The organism is Cupriavidus sp. 01L45 (assembly GCF_056399885.1).
Window position 1 is genome coordinate 1 of record NZ_JBFTSG010000065.1, and the last position, 15,510, is coordinate 15,510.

Annotated in this window: 13 protein-coding genes; 6 read left to right on the forward strand and 7 right to left on the reverse strand. The window is 65.8% G+C overall.

The window, feature by feature from the left end:
- Nucleotides 1–259: 259 nt before the first annotated feature.
- From hydA to AC1DT6_RS33790, 4 genes are all read right to left on the reverse strand, one after another.
- Nucleotides 260–1,675 carry a dihydropyrimidinase gene (gene hydA, locus AC1DT6_RS33775; protein WP_441630972.1) on the reverse strand — a complete coding sequence of 472 codons (1,416 nt, stop codon included), beginning with the start codon at nucleotides 1,673–1,675 and terminating at the stop codon, nucleotides 260–262.
- A gap of 13 nt (nucleotides 1,676–1,688) precedes the next feature.
- Nucleotides 1,689–2,417, reverse strand: coding sequence for a maleate cis-trans isomerase family protein (locus AC1DT6_RS33780; protein WP_441630974.1), 729 nt, complete (start codon nucleotides 2,415–2,417; stop codon nucleotides 1,689–1,691).
- Between the two features lie 62 nt (nucleotides 2,418–2,479).
- Nucleotides 2,480–3,703: a serine hydrolase domain-containing protein gene (locus AC1DT6_RS33785; RefSeq protein ID WP_441630976.1), complete on the reverse strand. Its 1,224-nt coding sequence runs from the start codon at nucleotides 3,701–3,703 to the stop codon at nucleotides 2,480–2,482.
- 130 nt (nucleotides 3,704–3,833) lie between these two features.
- On the reverse strand, nucleotides 3,834–5,132 hold the full coding sequence (locus tag AC1DT6_RS33790; protein WP_035865749.1) for an MFS transporter: 1,299 nt from the start codon (nucleotides 5,130–5,132) through the stop codon (nucleotides 3,834–3,836).
- Between the two features lie 181 nt (nucleotides 5,133–5,313).
- On the opposite strand from AC1DT6_RS33790, the gene AC1DT6_RS33795 reads away from it, so the two are divergent.
- From AC1DT6_RS33795 to AC1DT6_RS33805, 3 genes are all read left to right on the forward strand, one after another.
- Entirely contained in the window at nucleotides 5,314–6,042 is a 729-nt protein-coding gene (locus AC1DT6_RS33795; protein ID WP_441630980.1) for a GntR family transcriptional regulator, read from the forward strand.
- Nucleotides 6,039–6,881, forward strand: coding sequence for a fumarylacetoacetate hydrolase family protein (locus tag AC1DT6_RS33800; RefSeq protein WP_441630982.1), 843 nt, complete (start codon nucleotides 6,039–6,041; stop codon nucleotides 6,879–6,881). Before AC1DT6_RS33795 ends, AC1DT6_RS33800 begins: the two co-directional genes overlap by 4 nt.
- A 303-nt stretch (nucleotides 6,882–7,184) precedes the next feature.
- Nucleotides 7,185–8,453 carry a M20 aminoacylase family protein gene (locus AC1DT6_RS33805; protein WP_441630984.1) on the forward strand — a complete coding sequence of 423 codons (1,269 nt, stop codon included), beginning with the start codon at nucleotides 7,185–7,187 and terminating at the stop codon, nucleotides 8,451–8,453.
- A 1,053-nt stretch (nucleotides 8,454–9,506) separates the two neighbouring features.
- Here the strand turns inward: AC1DT6_RS33805 and AC1DT6_RS33810 are convergent.
- Complete coding sequence (locus AC1DT6_RS33810) at nucleotides 9,507–10,403, reverse strand: AraC family transcriptional regulator (RefSeq protein ID WP_441630986.1); 897 nt, start codon at nucleotides 10,401–10,403, stop codon at nucleotides 9,507–9,509.
- A gap of 110 nt (nucleotides 10,404–10,513) precedes the next feature.
- Here AC1DT6_RS33810 and AC1DT6_RS33815 point away from each other — a divergent pair, with 110 nt between their 5' ends.
- Nucleotides 10,514–11,773, forward strand: a complete 1,260-nt coding sequence (locus tag AC1DT6_RS33815) for an MFS transporter (RefSeq protein ID WP_441630988.1) — start codon at nucleotides 10,514–10,516, stop codon at nucleotides 11,771–11,773.
- Nucleotides 11,774–11,942: 169 nt separating this feature from the next.
- On the opposite strand, the gene AC1DT6_RS33820 is transcribed toward AC1DT6_RS33815, so the two are convergent.
- Both AC1DT6_RS33820 and AC1DT6_RS33825 read right to left on the reverse strand, forming a co-directional pair.
- On the reverse strand, nucleotides 11,943–13,256 hold the full coding sequence (locus AC1DT6_RS33820; protein ID WP_477115313.1) for a M20/M25/M40 family metallo-hydrolase: 1,314 nt from the start codon (nucleotides 13,254–13,256) through the stop codon (nucleotides 11,943–11,945).
- A gap of 103 nt (nucleotides 13,257–13,359) precedes the next feature.
- Nucleotides 13,360–13,965: a MarR family winged helix-turn-helix transcriptional regulator gene (locus tag AC1DT6_RS33825; RefSeq protein ID WP_441630992.1), complete on the reverse strand. Its 606-nt coding sequence runs from the start codon at nucleotides 13,963–13,965 to the stop codon at nucleotides 13,360–13,362.
- Nucleotides 13,966–14,087: 122 nt separating this feature from the next.
- Here AC1DT6_RS33825 and AC1DT6_RS33830 point away from each other — a divergent pair, with 122 nt between their 5' ends.
- Together AC1DT6_RS33830 and AC1DT6_RS33835 are read left to right on the forward strand one after the other, a co-directional pair.
- Nucleotides 14,088–15,071, forward strand: a complete 984-nt coding sequence (locus tag AC1DT6_RS33830) for an EamA family transporter (RefSeq protein ID WP_441630994.1) — start codon at nucleotides 14,088–14,090, stop codon at nucleotides 15,069–15,071.
- 24 nt (nucleotides 15,072–15,095) lie between these two features.
- The gene (locus AC1DT6_RS33835) at nucleotides 15,096–15,419 is read left to right on the forward strand and encodes a hypothetical protein (protein WP_441630996.1); all 324 of its coding nucleotides are present in this window, start codon (nucleotides 15,096–15,098) and stop codon (nucleotides 15,417–15,419) included.
- The last annotated feature ends 91 nt before the right edge of the window (nucleotides 15,420–15,510 follow it).

The following is a 15,510-nucleotide window of genomic DNA, read 5'->3' on the forward strand; positions in this document are numbered from 1 at the left end:
CAGGCAAAAAGAGCGGAAAAGAGGGGGCCATGTTTGAGTATCGCCTTAAGGCGATGCGAGTTTGGCCCCCGGCCGCTCTTTTTGCCTGACGACGAGGGGAAGTCGCCCCATCCGGCGCGCCTTCTTTGCCTACTTTCTTGGCAAGACAAGAAAGTAGGTCGCCCCCCGCAGGGGGGTGAAACCGCCTTTGGCTTTAAGCCTTTGACGTTGACTTTGAAGTTAGGCAGTTGAAGTTTGAAATCAAAACCACCACCAAACCTCAAACCAACGAAGGCGCCCCCGCCGGCAAGAACCGCCCCCGCCCCGGAACCGGCTCCAGATACCTCCCATCCTCCACCAGCAACTCCCCCCGCGAGAAGCAATGCACCGGCCACCCGGTCACCTCGATCCCCTCATAAGGCGTGTAATCCACCGCATGATGCAGATCGCTATTGGCAATCCGCACCTTCCGCGAAGGATCCCACAACGCAATATCCGCATCAGCGCCAACAGCGATCGTCCCCTTGCGCGGATACAACCCATACAGCCGCGCCGGCCGGTACGAAGTCAGCTCGACAAACTGATGCAGCGAAAGCCTGCCCTTGGCAATCCCATCGAACAACAGCGGCAGCCGCGTCTCGATCCCGGGCACGCCATTGGGAATGTGGTCAAACGGCTGCGCCGTGCCACCCAGCTTCTTCCCTTCCGGATCGTCATAGTTGAACGGCGCATGATCCGAAGAAAACACACTGAACACGCCGTTGGTAAGCGCACGCCACACCGCAGCCTGATTCTCCGGATCCCTCGGCGGCGGGCTGCAGACGCACTTCGCGCCTTCATACCCATCGTCGCCAGGCAATCCCATATCCTCGGCGGTGAGATACAGATACTGCGGACAAGTCTCCGCCAGAATCGGCAACCCCCTGCCCTGCGCCCACCGGATCTGCTCGATCGCTTCCTTGCCCGACACATGCACGATCAGGATCGGCACATCGACCAGCTCCGCAAAGGTAATCGCGCGATGCGTGGCTTCACGTTCCACCAGAGCCGGACGCGCCATGCCGTGGAAACGTGGCGAGATGCGTCCTTCCCCAACCAGCTTCTCGGTCAGCCACGAGATGCAATCCGCATTCTCCGCATGCACCATCACCAGCGCATCGTTGCGCTTGGCCACATCGAGCACGTCCAGCATCTCGCGATCCGACAGCTTCAGATCGTCGTAGGTCATATAGACTTTGAACGAGGTATAGCCCTTGCGGATCAACTCGGGCAATTCATGCTGCAACACTTCCGGCGTCGGATCGGCCACGATCAGGTGGAACCCGTAATCCGCCACCGCACGGCCCTCCGCGCGGCGATGGTAGTCCGCCACCGCAGCCTTGAGCGAGCCGCCCTTCTCCTGCGCCGCAAACGGAATCACCGTGGTCGTGCCACCGCAAACCGCGGCGCGCGTGCCGGTGAAGAAGTCATCCGCCATGCGCATGCCGTCCGGCATCGGCTGGTCGAGGTGGACGTGGCCATCCACGCCGCCGGGCAGCGCCAGCAGGCCGGTGGCATCCATTTCGCGCGTGCCGCGCGGCAGGTCATCGCCCAACATGGCGATACGGCCATCGCGCACGCCGATGTCGCAGGTGAAGCGGTCGGAGGCGGTGACCACTTCGGCGTTGCGGATGACGAGATCGAGTTCGGTGTTCATGCGCCCTGCTCCTTCATTCCACTTCGGCAAACAAGCGGCCCCAGCCGCGCAGCTCGCGCGTATCCACCCCAGCCAGCCGCAGCGATTTCCACACCACGGTGGAGATCGTGTCGTAGACGGGGATGCCCGTCTCGGCTTCCAGTTCTTCCACCAGGTGCGCCGCGCGCAGGTTGGTGCAGAAGGTCGTGATGGCTGCCGGCTTGTGCTGCGCCACTTCGCGCACCATGCGGCGGATGGTGTCTTCTTCCACTTCGGCGAAGCTGTAGTTCACATGCAGGTCGAGGTGGCGCTCCGCCGCGCAGCCAAAGCCGTTGCGCTTGTAGTTCTGCACGATGCGTTGCTGCACATCGTCGAGATAGGGCGTGACCAGGCCGAAGTCGCGCGCGCCGGTCTTTTCCAGGATTTCGTTCAGCGCCAGCACCGAGGTGGTGGCGGGGATGCCGGTGGCCTCGGTGATCTGGCGGCACAGCGCCTGGTCTTTCTCGAAGCCGAGCCAGCCGGACGAGGTGCCGTTCCACGCGATCACGTCCACGCGCGCGTCGGCCAGCAATTTGGCCGCGCCGATGATCTTGTCGAGATCGAACTGGCCCAGCGCCTGGTCGCGCAGCGAGATCTCGGTAACGGTGAAGCGCGAGAAATGCGCGCTGACGTTCGGCAGGCCGCTCACCATGGCGCTGGTGATGGGTTCCAGCGCGGTATTGGACGACGGCGTGAGCATGCCGAGAAGGGTGCGTTTGGTCATGGGAGTAAAGCTCTCAGGAAATGGCATGGCCCGGTGCGATGCGGTGCCCGGGGCCCTGCTCGTTATTGTTCGGGTTTGTCGTTGAAGGCGAGGGCGGTGCCGGGCTTGCCGTGGCTGGCGTGCGCCAGCGCAAGCTCTTGACGGAGAGCGGCTTGCCGCTCGGCGTCCGGCCTGACCTTGTTGCCGGCTTGCAGCGCAGGCAGCACGTAGTCGTTGACCATCTTGCGGTAGAGGTCCAGGTAGGCCGCATCACGCAGGCCGCCGGAGGTGGACATGATGCTGTTCATCACCACCACGGCGTTCTGCTGCGGCAGCACGGTGATGAACTGGCCCTTGAAGCCCATCGCGCTGAACTCGCGCTCGCTCTTGACGATGTTGTTGACCCAGCAGTAGTAGCCGTAGTCCGCGGCCGGCCCGGCGGGCGTGGTCATGCGCGCCACCCAGTCAGCGGGCACGATCTGCCGGCCCTGCCATTTGCCCTGGTTGAGCATCAGCAGGCCGAGCTTGGCCATGTCGATGGAGCGCAGGCGCAGCCCCCAGCCGCCCGAGACCGCGCCCTTGCCGTCGGCGCCGTCCCAGCGGTAATGCGACATGCCGAGCGGCTTGAACAGGCGCGCCTCGGCATAGCGTTGCTCCGGCTGGCCGCTGACCTGCGTGATGGTGGCGCCCACCAGCACGGGGTTGACGTCGATGTAGTCGAATTCGGTGCCGGCCTTGGTGCGCACGGCGGCGGACGCGGCGACTTTCAGCCGGTCCGGCACGCCGTAATAGAGCGTGTCGGTGCCTTCCACCAGCTTGTACGACAGGCCGCTGGACATCGACATCAGGTGGCGCAGTTCGATGTCCTGCTTGTCGGCCAGCGCCGGCGCCAGGTCCGGGCGCGCGGCGGCCAGCAGCGGGGCGGGCTTGTCTTGCGCGGTGAGCTTGCCGTCGCCCACCAGCGTGCCGACCAGCAACGCGCTGATGAACTTGGTGACGGAGTAAAGCTCATGGTTGTAGTCGCGGGCGAGTTCGTCGCCGTAGCGCTCGAAGACCAGCTTGCCGTCCTTGATGACGATCAGGCTGCGCACGTCGAGCTGGTCGCGGCGGATCCATTGCGACAGTTCGACCAGCTTGCGCGAATCGACGCCGACGGCTTCGGGCTGTGCCGTGGGCAGGTCCGCGGTGGGTTGCGTCGCCTTGGCCGCGTGTTGCGCGGCGGCGGGGGGCTGCGCGTGCGCGGTCCCGAGCAGCAGCAGGGCGGCTGCCGTGGCGGCGCCGGCCAGTTTGCGTGGGCTTGCTTTCATGAAGTGTCTCCTCCACCGCCCGGCGCGCGTGGCGCGGCCGGGACGGGAGCGGTTCAGGCCGTGCCGCTGCCGGCTTGTGCCGGCGCGGCGCGTACGGGGGGCAAGACTTGGTGTCGAGATCGGGCTGCGCTCAGACCGGCAGCTTCTTCTCGTAGTCGATCGCGGTCGATGCGAGGAACAGGCCCACGCCGGCGGCGGCGAAGAACATCAGGGCCAGGAAGTAGGAGCCGGTGAACTGCACGATCATGCCGACGATGATGGGCACGGTGATGCCGCCGATATTGCCGCCCAGGTTCATGATGCCGCCCAGCACGCCTACCTTGTTGCGGGTGCCGAGGATGGACGGGATGCACCAGAACAGGCCGCACCAGCGCAGGAAGAACAGCGTGCACGAGAGCAGGATCACTACCACTACCGGATCCTTCACATAGGCCACCGAGAAGATCGACACGGTGGCGACCACGGCGGCGATACCGAACAGGGTACGCATCACCAGGTTGGGCCTGCCGCCCGCGGCCTTCCACTTGTCCGCGATCCAGCCGCCGACCAGTTCACCCACGAAGCCGGAGAAGAAGATGATGAAGCTGGCGCCGCCCATCTGCTTGATGTCGAAGCCGTGCACCTTGTTCAGGTAGTTGGGCATCCAGGTCAGCAGGCCGTAGAAGACGCTGTTGAAGCACATCCAGCCGATCGCCATGCACCACACCGAGCGGTACTTGAGGAAATCGAGCGAGCGTCCGGACAGGTTTGCCGGCTCGGCGCGATGTTCGGTGGCTTGCGCGGCTTCGATATAGCTGGCTTCGAGCTCATTGACGCCACGGTGCTCGCGCGGGGAGTTGCGCACGTAGTACCACGCCGCCAGGCCTGCCAGCACGGTGCCCACGCCGGCCACCACGAAGGCGAGGCGCCAGGAGCCCAGCGCGGTGATCAGCCAAGTGATGATGATGGCGCCAAGCGCCGCGCCCAGCGGCGCGCCGCCGTCGAGCAGGGTGGCGCCGCGGCCGCGTTCGTTCTGCGTCATCCAGATCGCGTTGAGCTTGCCGCCGGCCGGGTAGATCGGCGCTTCGGCCGCGCCCAGGCCAAGCCGGGTCAGCAGCAGGGCGCCGGCGCTGGTGCATACCGCCGCCAGCGCCTGGAAGGCGCCCCAGAAGATGGTAGCGGTGGCGATCACGATACGCGGCTTGTACTTGTCCGCCAGCATGCCGCCGGGGATCTGCATGACCGCGTAGGTCCAGAAGAATGAACTCAGGATCAGGCCCTGCATGGTGGGGCTGAGGTCGAATTCCTTGGCGATCAGGGGCATCGCCACCGACAGCGACGCGCGGTCGATGTAGTTGATGGCGATGAGGAACAACATCATCAGGAAAATCTTCCAGCGTACGGAGCTCTTCGTCTCCGTTAGCGCCGCAGCCCGGCTTGTCGTTTGCATGACGCGTGTCTCCTTTGAGGAATGGTAGGGCGGTTTGTGTTTTGTGTCGCGCAACTGGAACGGAGTATAGGATACGTAATCTGTAATTACAACTCTCGTAAGTCATTGATTTTATTGTTAGGCAAACGCACAATTTCAGGGTGTGATAGCCTTCTTGTGGTGCATGTTCCCCATCTCGGTGATGTCTGTGACTCAAACGCTTCCTAAATCCACGCGCCTGCGCACGCTCGGCATGTCCGCCGAGATCGCCTCCCGTCTGCGCACCATGATCGAAGAGGGCGAACTGCCCCCCGGCGCGCGCATCGACGAACGCGCCTTCTGCGAAATGTTCGATGTGTCCAAGACGCCGTTGCGCGAGGCGCTCAAGGTGCTGGTGTCCGAAGGGCTGGTACTGCATCGGCAGTACATCGGCTACCGCGTGGCGCCGCTCGATCTGGACGAATTGCGTTCCACCTTCGAAACCCTGCACGGGCTGGAAGCCACCGCCGGCGAACTGGCCGCGGCGCGGCTGTCCGAGGTGTCGATGGCGCGGCTGGAGCGCAAGCACCAGGCCATGCTGGATGCCCACGCCGCGGGGCGGCGCACCGAGTACTTCCGCATTAACCAGGAAATCCACCAGCTCATCATCGACGGCGCCGCCAACCCGGTGCTGGCCGGCATCTACGCCACGCTGATGAGCAAGGTGCACCGTGCGCGCGGCGCCGCCAACGCGGATATGCTGCGCTGGCAGGAATCGCACGAGGAACACGAGGCCATCATGGCTGCACTGCGCGAACCGGGCCGCCCGCGGCTGCCACAGGTGCTGCGCCAGCATTCCGAGAACACCGCCAAAGAAGTCCTGACCGTGGTCGCGCGGACCCTGTCCGAGCCCGCCGGCCGCACTGTCACCGAAGCCAAGGGGAAACGATGAAACTAGTACGTGTGGGTAAGCCGGGCGCGGAACGCCCGGGACTGATCGATGCCGAAGGCCGCGTGCGCGACCTGTCCGGCGTGCTGGACGGACTGGGGCCGCAAGCGCTGTCCGACGAAGCGCTGGCACGGCTGGCCAAAGTGGACCCGGCCACGCTGCCGGTGGTGCAGGCCGACCGCTTCGGCGTGCCCTGGACCGGCATCGGCAAGATCGTGGCGATCGGCCTGAACTACGCCGACCACGCCGCCGAGGCTGGCATGCCGCTGCCGGCCGAGCCCATTGTCTTCCTCAAGGCCAACAGCTCGCTTAACGGCCCCTACGATGCGGTGATGCTGCCGCGCGGCTCGGAAAAGACGGATTGGGAAGTGGAACTCGGCGTGGTGATCGGCAAGGTGGCACGCGATGTCTCGCGCGACGAAGCGCTTTCCCACGTTGCCGGCTACTGCGTGGTCAACGATGTGTCCGAGCGCGAATTCCAGATCGAGCGCGGCGGCACCTGGGACAAGGGCAAGGGCTGCGATACATTCTGCCCGGTCGGCCCGTGGCTGGTCACGCGCGACGAAGTCGCCGACCCGCAGGCGCTGGCGCTCTGGCTGGACGTCAACGGCGAGCGCGTGCAGAAGGGCAGCACCGCCACCATGGTGTTCGACGTGGCCACGCTGGTGAGCTACGTCAGCCGCTTCATGACGCTGCACCCCGGCGACCTGATCTGCACCGGCACCCCGCCGGGCGTGGGCATGGGCTTCAAGCCGCCGCGCTTTCTCAAGGCGGGCGACACGATGCGCCTGGGCATCGACGGCCTGGGCGAGCAGGGCCAGACGGTGGTGGCCTACGCATAGGGCTGTTTGGTCAGGTTGAACGCCAGAAAGAGGGCGGCCAGCGATGGCCGCCCTTTCTGCTTCATGCGCCCTGCTTGTACCGCCAGCCGCACCTGCCGGCATCCGTGGCGCACTGAAGAAGGCAGGGCGTGTGATGCCCGCGCGGGAGTTCAGGCTTCCTCGATGACCCCTCGGGCGGAGGGATCGTCCCCCGTTCGCAACAGTTGTTCCCCTGATTTCGCTACAAAGGGTTAAACCGTTTGCGCTCTGCGCCCAGCGTGAAATACTGTTTTCTATACGCCTCGAAAAAACGAGCACACCGCCATGTCAGAACACGCACCCGAATTCATTGAGTCTCTTCTCGCCGACTCACCCGCGACCCCACCCGCTGTATCACCATCGGCACGCCCGCTGCGCATCTCCCACTTCTGCGAACTGTCCGACACGCTCGACAGCCGTGCCGAGCTGGAAGCCATCCGCCACAGCATCCACCAGCATCCCGAACTCGCCTTTGACGAAGTGCGTACCGCCGAGCTCGTCGCCAGCCAGCTTGAAGGCTGGGGCTACGAAGTGACGCGCGGCGTTGGTGGTACCGGCGTGGTCGGCACGCTGCGCCAGGGCGGCTCACGCCGCAGCATCGGCGTGCGCGCCGACATGGACGCGCTGCCCATTCACGAACGCACAGGCCTGCCATACGCCAGCATCCATGCCGGCAAGATGCACGCCTGCGGCCACGACGGCCACACCACCGTGCTGCTCGGCGCCGCGCGGCAACTGGCGCGCACGCGCCATTTCAACGGCACCGTCCACCTGATCTTCCAGCCCGCCGAAGAGATCGGCGCCGGCGGCGGCGCCGAACGCATGCTGGCCGACGGCTTGTTCGAACGCTTCCCGTGCGATGCGATTTTCGGGCTGCACAACCATCCTGGCGTGGAAGCCGGCATGTTCATGTTCCGCGCGGGCCCGTTCATGGCGGCTTGCGATACGGTGGCCATCACCATCCGCGGCAAGGGCGGCCACGCGGCGCGGCCGCACCAGTCGATCGACCCGATCCTGGTGGCGGGCAGCCTGGTGATGGCGCTGCAGAGCATCGTGTCGCGCAACATCGACCCGAACGAGACCGCGGTAGTGACGATCGGTACGTTGCATGCGGGGCATGCGCCTAATGTGATCCCCGAAAGCGCGAAGCTGGAACTGAGCGTGCGGTCGTTTAGTCCCGATGTGCGGCGCACGCTGGAGAACCGTATCCGGCAGTTGGTGACTTCACATGTGGAAGGCTATGGGGCTAGTGTGGAGATCGATTACATCCGCGGTTATCCGGTGCTGATCAATAGCGAGCGTGAGACGGAGTTTGCCCGGCAGGTGGCCGAGGAACTGGTGGGGCCGGAGAGGGTAGTGGCGAATTTTCCGCTGATCGCGGGGAGTGAGGATTTTGCTTACTTCCTGCAGCAGCGGCCTGGGTGCTTTGTCAGGATGGGGAATGGGGCGGGGCAGCCGTTGCTGCATAACGCTGGGTATGATTTTAATGATGAGAATTTGACGGTGGGGGCGGCTTATTGGGCTAGGTTGGTGGAGAGGTATTTGGAGGGGTAGGGGGGCTATAGGGACGTTGGTGCGCGGGGGGTGATGGGGTTGTTTTTGGGCGGTGTTGGTTGTTGGACCCAACAGCGTACGACATCCCCCTGCGGGGGACGCCGGTCACTTTTCTTTGCGTTCGGCAAAGAAAACTAACGAAAAGAAAGCCGACCCTGCCGGGAGCAGAGCAATCAGGCTATTTGGTGGCAGTGATTGCGTCGTGCGGGTGGTGGCTTCGGCTGGCATGCCCTACCGGCTTCAACAGCTGCTCCCCTGCGTACCACACGGGTTTCGTGGTGCGGCCCCTAGTGGCGGGCGCCGTGCCCATTCGGCCATCTGCCGTTCGCGATGCAACGGGCCACGATTCTTCGAGTCCTACTGGTTTCGTGGTTTTGTCTCTGACGGCAAGCGCGGTGATTGTTCGGTCCCTGCCGTTCTTGGGGGGTGGGCGCCGCGCAACTTTGCATTGATGGGTTTCGTGGTGGGCGCGGTGGCCCGTGCTCAGCCCCCATGCGGCTTCGTTCACGGATTGGTCGAGAACCGCGCACAACACCATCGTCAGATCCCTCCGTGTTCGCTGACCGGGCCACGGCGCCCACCACGTAACGAAGACGGCCGTATGCAGTCACGGCTAGCGCCGGTACGGCAGGGTGTAAATTTGCAGGGTATTCGCCGTCAGAGACAAAACCACGAAACCGGCAAATCCCGAAGATTCGTGGCCCGTTGCATCGCGAACGGCAGATGGCCGAATGGGCGGGGCGCCCACTATCAGGGGCCGCACCACGAAACCACTGGGTAATGCTATTGCGCTGCCCTTCGAGCCGGTAAGGCACGCCAGCCAAGACCTTGTGCCTGACGACGAAACCACCAACGTGCAATAGCCTGATTGTTCTGCTCCCGGCAGGGTCGGCTTTCTTTTCGTTAGTTTTCTTTGCCGAACGCAAAGAAAAGTGACCGGCGTCCCCCGCAGGGGGATGTCGTACGCTGTTGGGTGCAACAACCAACACCGCCCAAAAATAACCCCCCACCCCCCGCACACCAACGTTGTATGCCTTTCAACGCCCAAAAACCTCACCGAAAAAACCCACTAGGCGGCACCCCAAACTGCCTCCTGAACATAGTAGAAAACGCACTAGGACTCTCATACCCAAGATCCAGCGCCACATCCACCACCTTAGCCCCGGCGGCCAGCCCCTCCAACCCCGCCAGCAACCTCGCCTGCTGCCTCCACTGCCCAAACGTCATCCCGGTCTCCCGCGCAAACCGCCGCTGGATCGTCTTGGGATCCACGCCCAGCCGCTCCCCCCATTCAGCCAGCGTCAGCGCCGTATCCGGCGCACCGACAATCGCATCGCAGATCTGCCGCAACCCGGCATCGGCGGGACGTGGCAAGTGCAGGGGCAGCGTTGGCACCAGCATCACTTCATCCAGCAGCAACCGCATCAACCGTCCGTCGCGCGATTCGGCGGCGTAAGGCGTGGGAATGTCGATCGCGGCGAGGATGAGTTCGCGCAGCAGCGGCGTGATGCCGAGCACGGTGCAGCGCGTAGGCAGGTTGGCGGCGGCGTCCGGGCGGATATAGGCGGTGCGCATGCGCACGTGGCCAACCATGCGGATCCAGTGCACGGTGCCGCCGGGCATCCACATGCCGCGCGTGGGCGGGACGATCCATTGGCCTTCTGCGGTGGCTACCACCATCACGCCATGCACGGCGTGGATCAACTGGGCGTTCGGATGCTGGTGCGGCTTGGTGACATGGCCCGACACGTAGTCGGCTGCCATGGCGGTGACCGGCATCAGGCTGCGGTCGTAGCTGAGATAGGCGGGCACCGCCGCGTAGCTGTCGGCGCGGTCGGTGCCGGGAATATCGGCGGGATAGCGCGCGGCCGAGGGCGGGGCGATGGCGCCGTGTGGCGCGGACGGCGCAGCATCCACACCGGCGTTGCGGCGAGTCACGGGACGGGGCATGTCCTTTTCTCCAAGGTTGCGGCCCTATTCTCGCAGGACAGGCGGAATTGCGCCATTTACGATGGGCGCCAGGATTCCCCTCTTGTTTTCTCTCAGCCCCCGTTTCCATCATGAGCAGCCGCATCGATACCGCGCCAGGCGGCGCGAACGCCTCGCCGCAGGGCCCGGCCCCGAGTCTTCACACTACGCAGGCCGCCGCCGAGCGGACCGGTTTCCGCGTGCTGGGGGCGATCAGTTTTTCGCATTTCCTCAACGACATGATCCAGTCGCTGATCCTGGCCATCTACCCGATGCTCAAGGGCGGYTTCAATCTCAGCTTCACCCAGATCGGGCTGCTTACGCTGACCTACCAGATCACGGCTTCGCTGCTGCAGCCGGTGGTGGGGCTGTACACCGACAAGCATCCCAAGCCGCAGTCGCTGTCGATCGGCATGGGCTTCACGCTGTGCGGCCTGCTGCTGCTGTCGGTGGCGCCGACCTATGGCGTGCTGCTGGTGGCGGCCGCGCTGGTGGGCACCGGTTCGTCGATCTTCCATCCGGAGTCGTCGCGCGTGGCGCGCATGGCTTCGGGCGGCCAGCACGGGCTGGCGCAGTCGATCTTCCAGGTCGGCGGCAACGCGGGTAGCGCCACGGGGCCGCTGCTGGCGGCATGGATCGTGCACCAGCAGAGCAGCGTGGCCTGGTTCTCGCTCGCGGCCTTGCTGGCCATCGCCGTGCTGTGGCAGATCGGTATCTGGTACGGCCGCGAGCTGGCGCATACCACGCGCAAGCGCAAGGCGGTCGCCGCGCACGCACCGCTGCCGCGCAGCACCGTGGTGCGCGCCATGCTGGTGTTGATGGCGCTGGTGTTCTCCAAGTATTTCTACATGGCGAGCCTGAACACCTATTACACCTTCTACCTGATGGAGCGTTTCGGCCTGACGCGGCAGAGTTCGCAGCTCTACCTGTTCGTGTTCCTGTTCGCGGTGGCGGCCGGCACCATCCTGGGTGGTCCCATCGGCGACCGCATCGGCCGCAAGCGCGTGATCTGGGCGTCGATCCTGGGCGTGGCGCCGTTCACGCTGATGCTGCCGCACGCCAACCTGTTCTGGACCGGCGTGCTGTCGTTCATCATCGGCTTTATCCTGGCGTCCGCCTTCTCGGCCATCCTGGTGTTCGCGCAGGAACTGATCCCTGGCAAGGTGGGCATGGTGTCGGGCCTGTTCTTCGGCTTTGCCTTCGGCATGGGCGGCATCGGCGCCGCGGTGCTGGGCAAGCTGGCGGACACGCATGGCATCCAGTCGGTCTACGCGTTGTGCGCGTTCCTGCCGCTGCTTGGGCTGCTGGCCATCTTCCTGCCCGACCTCGGCGGGCGCAAAAAGCTGGCCTGAGCCCGCGTGCGGTGGCACGCGGCCGTACCGGTGTTCAATTCCATGCACCCTCGCGGTGCTTGTGCGCCACATTGCAGCAACCCCACGCGGTGCCCGGAGCACCTGTGGGGCTGCCATGTCAGCGCATCAGGCGTGTCCTGCCGGATGCCTGCCGCCGGCCGCGAGCAGATCAGCGGCCAGTCTTGTCCTGCGACACGTCCATGATCATGCGCGTGAGCAGGTACAGGCGCGGCGTGACCGAGTTGAGGTCGACATACTCGGCGTCGTTGGAGTGCGCGCCAAAGCCGCGCAGGCCGAAGCGCTCGATCACCGGCGCCTTGGTGGCGGCCGCGGCAAAGGCCGCATCGGTGCCGCCGCCTTCGGCGGTGTCGTACACGGCCAGCTTCTCGCCGATCTCGGCATATACGCCTTGCGCGTGCGCGGCGAGCTTGCGCGCGGCATCGGTGGCTTCCAGCGGCGGGCGGCGGCGCTCGAACTTCACTTCCACCCTGGTGTCCGGGATCAGCTGCTTCTTCACGCGCTCCTGCAGCGTGCGCTCCAGGTTGTCGTAGTCGGCGGTGCGCAGCACGCGCACATCGGCCTGTGCCGTGGCGGTAGCCGGGATCACGTTGCGGTTGGTGCCGGCCGACGAGATCGTCCAGTTCACCTTGAGCCCGCTGTCCGGGTTGGACAGGTCGCGCATCTGCAGGATCTGGTGCGAGAGTTCATACAGCGCGTTGCGGCCCTGTTCGGGCGAGCTGCCCGCGTGCGAGGCCTTGCCATGCACGGTCAGCGAGATCGCACCGATGCCGCTGGTGGCGAGCGACAGGCGGTCGCCGGTCACGCGCGTGGCTTCGCAGGAGAACACCGCGTCCTGCTGGCTGCCCATCTTGCTCAGCATGGCGCGCGCGCCGGGCGAGCTGATCTCCTCGTCTCCGTTGATCAGCACGGTCAGCGTCCCGTAGTCCTTGAAGCCCATCTTCTGCAGGATGGCTACCGTGTGCAGGATCACCGCCACGCCGTTCTTGTCGTCGGCGATGCCCAGGCCGTAGGCGCGTTCGCCGTCGATGCGGAACGGCTGCTGCGCCAGCATGCCGCGCAGGTAGACCGTGTCCATATGGGCGATCAGCATGATGTTGCGCTTGCCCGTGCCCTTGAACTGCGCCATCACCATCTTGCCGACCTGCCTGGGCGTGTCTTCCATGCGGTAGACCTCGGTGGGCTCGATCAGCTTCGCGTCGCCGCCCATGGCGGCCAGCCGGTCGCGGATCAGCGCGGCGATGCGGTCCAGCCCTTCGATGTCCTTGCTGCCCGATTCAATCGACACCAGGTCCTTGAGGGTGGCGATGAGCGCGGGCTTTTCCTGCTGGGAGAGCTGGTAGGCGGGCTCCACCGGCGCCGCCTGCGCCGCGGCGGCGCAGAGCAAAGCGGCAAGCGTGGCGGCGGCCTTCAGTGACGGGCGGCGGGAAAGGGCGCTGGCGCGCGGGCGAAGGTTCAAAAGCATGCGATAGTCTCCGGGATGCGGTGGGGGGCGTAATCGGCGCGGTCGAAGGGGTAACAGGCCGGGGGCCGGGAGCCCCGAAGCCGCGCCGGTGTATGGGACAGCGTTATTCGTCAGCCGGCTCGAAACCCTGCAGCCAGCGCCGCAGCAGTCCTGCCAGCTGCTTGCGCTCAGCGGCCGTCAGCGGCTCCAGCAGGCGATGCTCATTGGCCACGTGCACCTCCAGCGCGTGGTCGACGCGGTCGCGGCCGGGCTGCGTCAGCTCGATCAGCAGCCCGCGCCGGTCATCCGGATTGGGGCAGCGGCGCACCAGCCCGGCGCGTTCGAGATGGTCGAGCCGGTTGGTCATGGTGCCCGAGGTAATCATCAGCGAATCGATCAGCGCACCCGGCGACAGCGCATAGGGCGGCCCCGAGCGGCGCAGCGTGGCCAGCACGTCGAACTCCCAGCTATTCAGGCCGGCCGGCGCCAACGCCGCCTCCACCGCGCGATCGGTGTGGCGCGCCAGGCGCCAGACGCGGCCGATGATGCCCATCGGCGCGGCATCGAGGTCCGGGCGCTCGCGCGCCCACTGGGCCAGGATGCGGTCGACGCGATCGCCTTGCGCTTCGGCAGGTTGGGCCGGCTGGCTGGCTTGGGGAGACGCGCCGCCGCCGGCTTCGTCGGTGGGCGCCGTTGCGCCGTGTGCCTTGGGTTTGCCGCGGGTGGCCATGATGTACGCTGCGATTTGACTGAGTGACAAGAATCTTGACATCAAGCCTTTCACTTCGTAAAGTGGATTTTAAATCTTGATATCAAGATTCTTTTCATGAAGAAAAATAAAGGCATGACGACATGAAGCCCGACGCCCAGTCCGCCCTCCCGCTGTCATCCCGGCAGGTTGCTCCGGTCCCGCAGGCGCAGGTACGCGCGGCGGATATCCTGCTGACCGCCTCCGCCCCGCTGATCTGGGGCAGCACCTACCTGATCACCAGCCAGTGGCTGCCGCCGGGCCAGCCGCTGCTGTCCGGCGTGATCCGCGCGCTGCCCGCCGGGCTGGCGATGCTGGCCTGGGGCCGGCAACTGCCGCGCGGCAGTTGGTGGTGGAAGGCGGCGTTGCTGGGCGTGCTGAATATCGGCTTGTTCCAGGCCATGCTGTTTATTGCCGCTTACCGCCTGCCGGGCGGGGTCGCGGCCACCGTGGGGGCCATCCAGCCGTTGCTGGTGGTCTTGCTGGCCTGGCTGCTGCTGGGCGCGCGGCCGCATCTTGCCGCCTGGCTGGCCGGCCTTGGGGGCATCGGCGGCGTGGCTTTGCTGGTGCTGGGGCCTGCCGCGCGGCTGGATGCCGTGGGCGTGGCCGCCGCCGCGGCCGGCGCGGTATCGATGGCCTTGGGCACGGTGCTGGCCAAGCGCTGGCGCCCGCCGGTCTCGCCGCTGGTGCTCACGGCCTGGCAGCTCACCGCCGGCGCCCTGTTCCTGCTGCCGTTCGCGCTGGCCTTCGAAACCCTGCCGGCGCGCCTGACGCTGCCCAATGTACTTGGCTACACGTGGCTGTGCGTGGCCGGCGCCGGCGTCAGCTACGCATTCTGGTTTCGCGGCATCGGCCGCCTGCCGACCGCGGCGGTGTCCGCGCTGGGCTTGCTGAGCCCGGTGAGCGCCACGGTGCTGGGTTTCCTGGTGCTCGGCCAGACCCTGAGCACGGCACAAATGGCGGGGGCTTTGCTAGTGCTGGCAAGCGTGTGGCTGGGCCAGCGCGCGCCGGTGGCTGCGGTGCAGCCTGGGCAGGGGCCGCAGGCAGCCGATGGCGCGCGATTGCCGTTGCCGCACCGACAGGGGTGAAAGGCGCGCCGTTTTTACGGCATCATGGCGGGCATGACGTCTGCCGTGCCTCCCCCCAACGCGCCGCGGCCCGCCCGGCCTGCCTGTGACCACTGCCTCGCGCTCGCGGCGGATTCCCGCCGGCGTGAGCCGCATGCGCGCCTGGCGCTCAAGCACACCGCCCCGCTGGTGAGCCAGAGTGCGGCCGGCGTGCCGTTCAGCATGCTCACCTTCACTTGCCGCGAGTGCGGCACCGTATGGCGGCTGTACGACCGTGCCAATGAACTGTTCGTATCGTGGGTACCTGAGTGTCCGCTGGCTCCCCGCGGCCCGGCGGCGCCGGGAGGCGTGGCCGATCGGATAAAATAGCGCCCGTTCCTGCATTGAGGCCGGCACCCGTCCCGGGCCGCCCAGCGGCGCCAGCGCGGCCGGTCCCGTCTCCAACCGTCGTCTTCGCCGT

Excerpts from the sequence above, each read along its gene's own strand:
- AC1DT6_RS33825 (WP_441630992.1), bottom strand. The coding sequence starts at position 13,965 with ATGGCCACCCGCGGCAAACCCAAGGCACACGGCGCAACGGCGCCCACC.
- AC1DT6_RS33835 (WP_441630996.1), top strand. The coding sequence starts at position 15,096 with ATGGCGGGCATGACGTCTGCCGTGCCTCCCCCCAACGCGCCGCGGCCC.
- AC1DT6_RS33810 (WP_441630986.1), bottom strand. The coding sequence starts at position 10,403 with ATGCCCCGTCCCGTGACTCGCCGCAACGCCGGTGTGGATGCTGCGCCG.
- AC1DT6_RS33785 (WP_441630976.1), bottom strand. The coding sequence starts at position 3,703 with ATGAAAGCAAGCCCACGCAAACTGGCCGGCGCCGCCACGGCAGCCGCC.
- hydA (WP_441630972.1), bottom strand. The coding sequence starts at position 1,675 with ATGAACACCGAACTCGATCTCGTCATCCGCAACGCCGAAGTGGTCACC.
- AC1DT6_RS33795 (WP_441630980.1), top strand. The coding sequence starts at position 5,314 with ATGTCTGTGACTCAAACGCTTCCTAAATCCACGCGCCTGCGCACGCTC.
- AC1DT6_RS33805 (WP_441630984.1), top strand. The coding sequence starts at position 7,185 with ATGTCAGAACACGCACCCGAATTCATTGAGTCTCTTCTCGCCGACTCA.
- AC1DT6_RS33820 (WP_477115313.1), bottom strand. The coding sequence starts at position 13,256 with ATGCTTTTGAACCTTCGCCCGCGCGCCAGCGCCCTTTCCCGCCGCCCG.
- AC1DT6_RS33830 (WP_441630994.1), top strand. The coding sequence starts at position 14,088 with ATGAAGCCCGACGCCCAGTCCGCCCTCCCGCTGTCATCCCGGCAGGTT.
- AC1DT6_RS33790 (WP_035865749.1), bottom strand. The coding sequence starts at position 5,132 with ATGCAAACGACAAGCCGGGCTGCGGCGCTAACGGAGACGAAGAGCTCC.
- AC1DT6_RS33800 (WP_441630982.1), top strand. The coding sequence starts at position 6,039 with ATGAAACTAGTACGTGTGGGTAAGCCGGGCGCGGAACGCCCGGGACTG.
- AC1DT6_RS33780 (WP_441630974.1), bottom strand. The coding sequence starts at position 2,417 with ATGACCAAACGCACCCTTCTCGGCATGCTCACGCCGTCGTCCAATACC.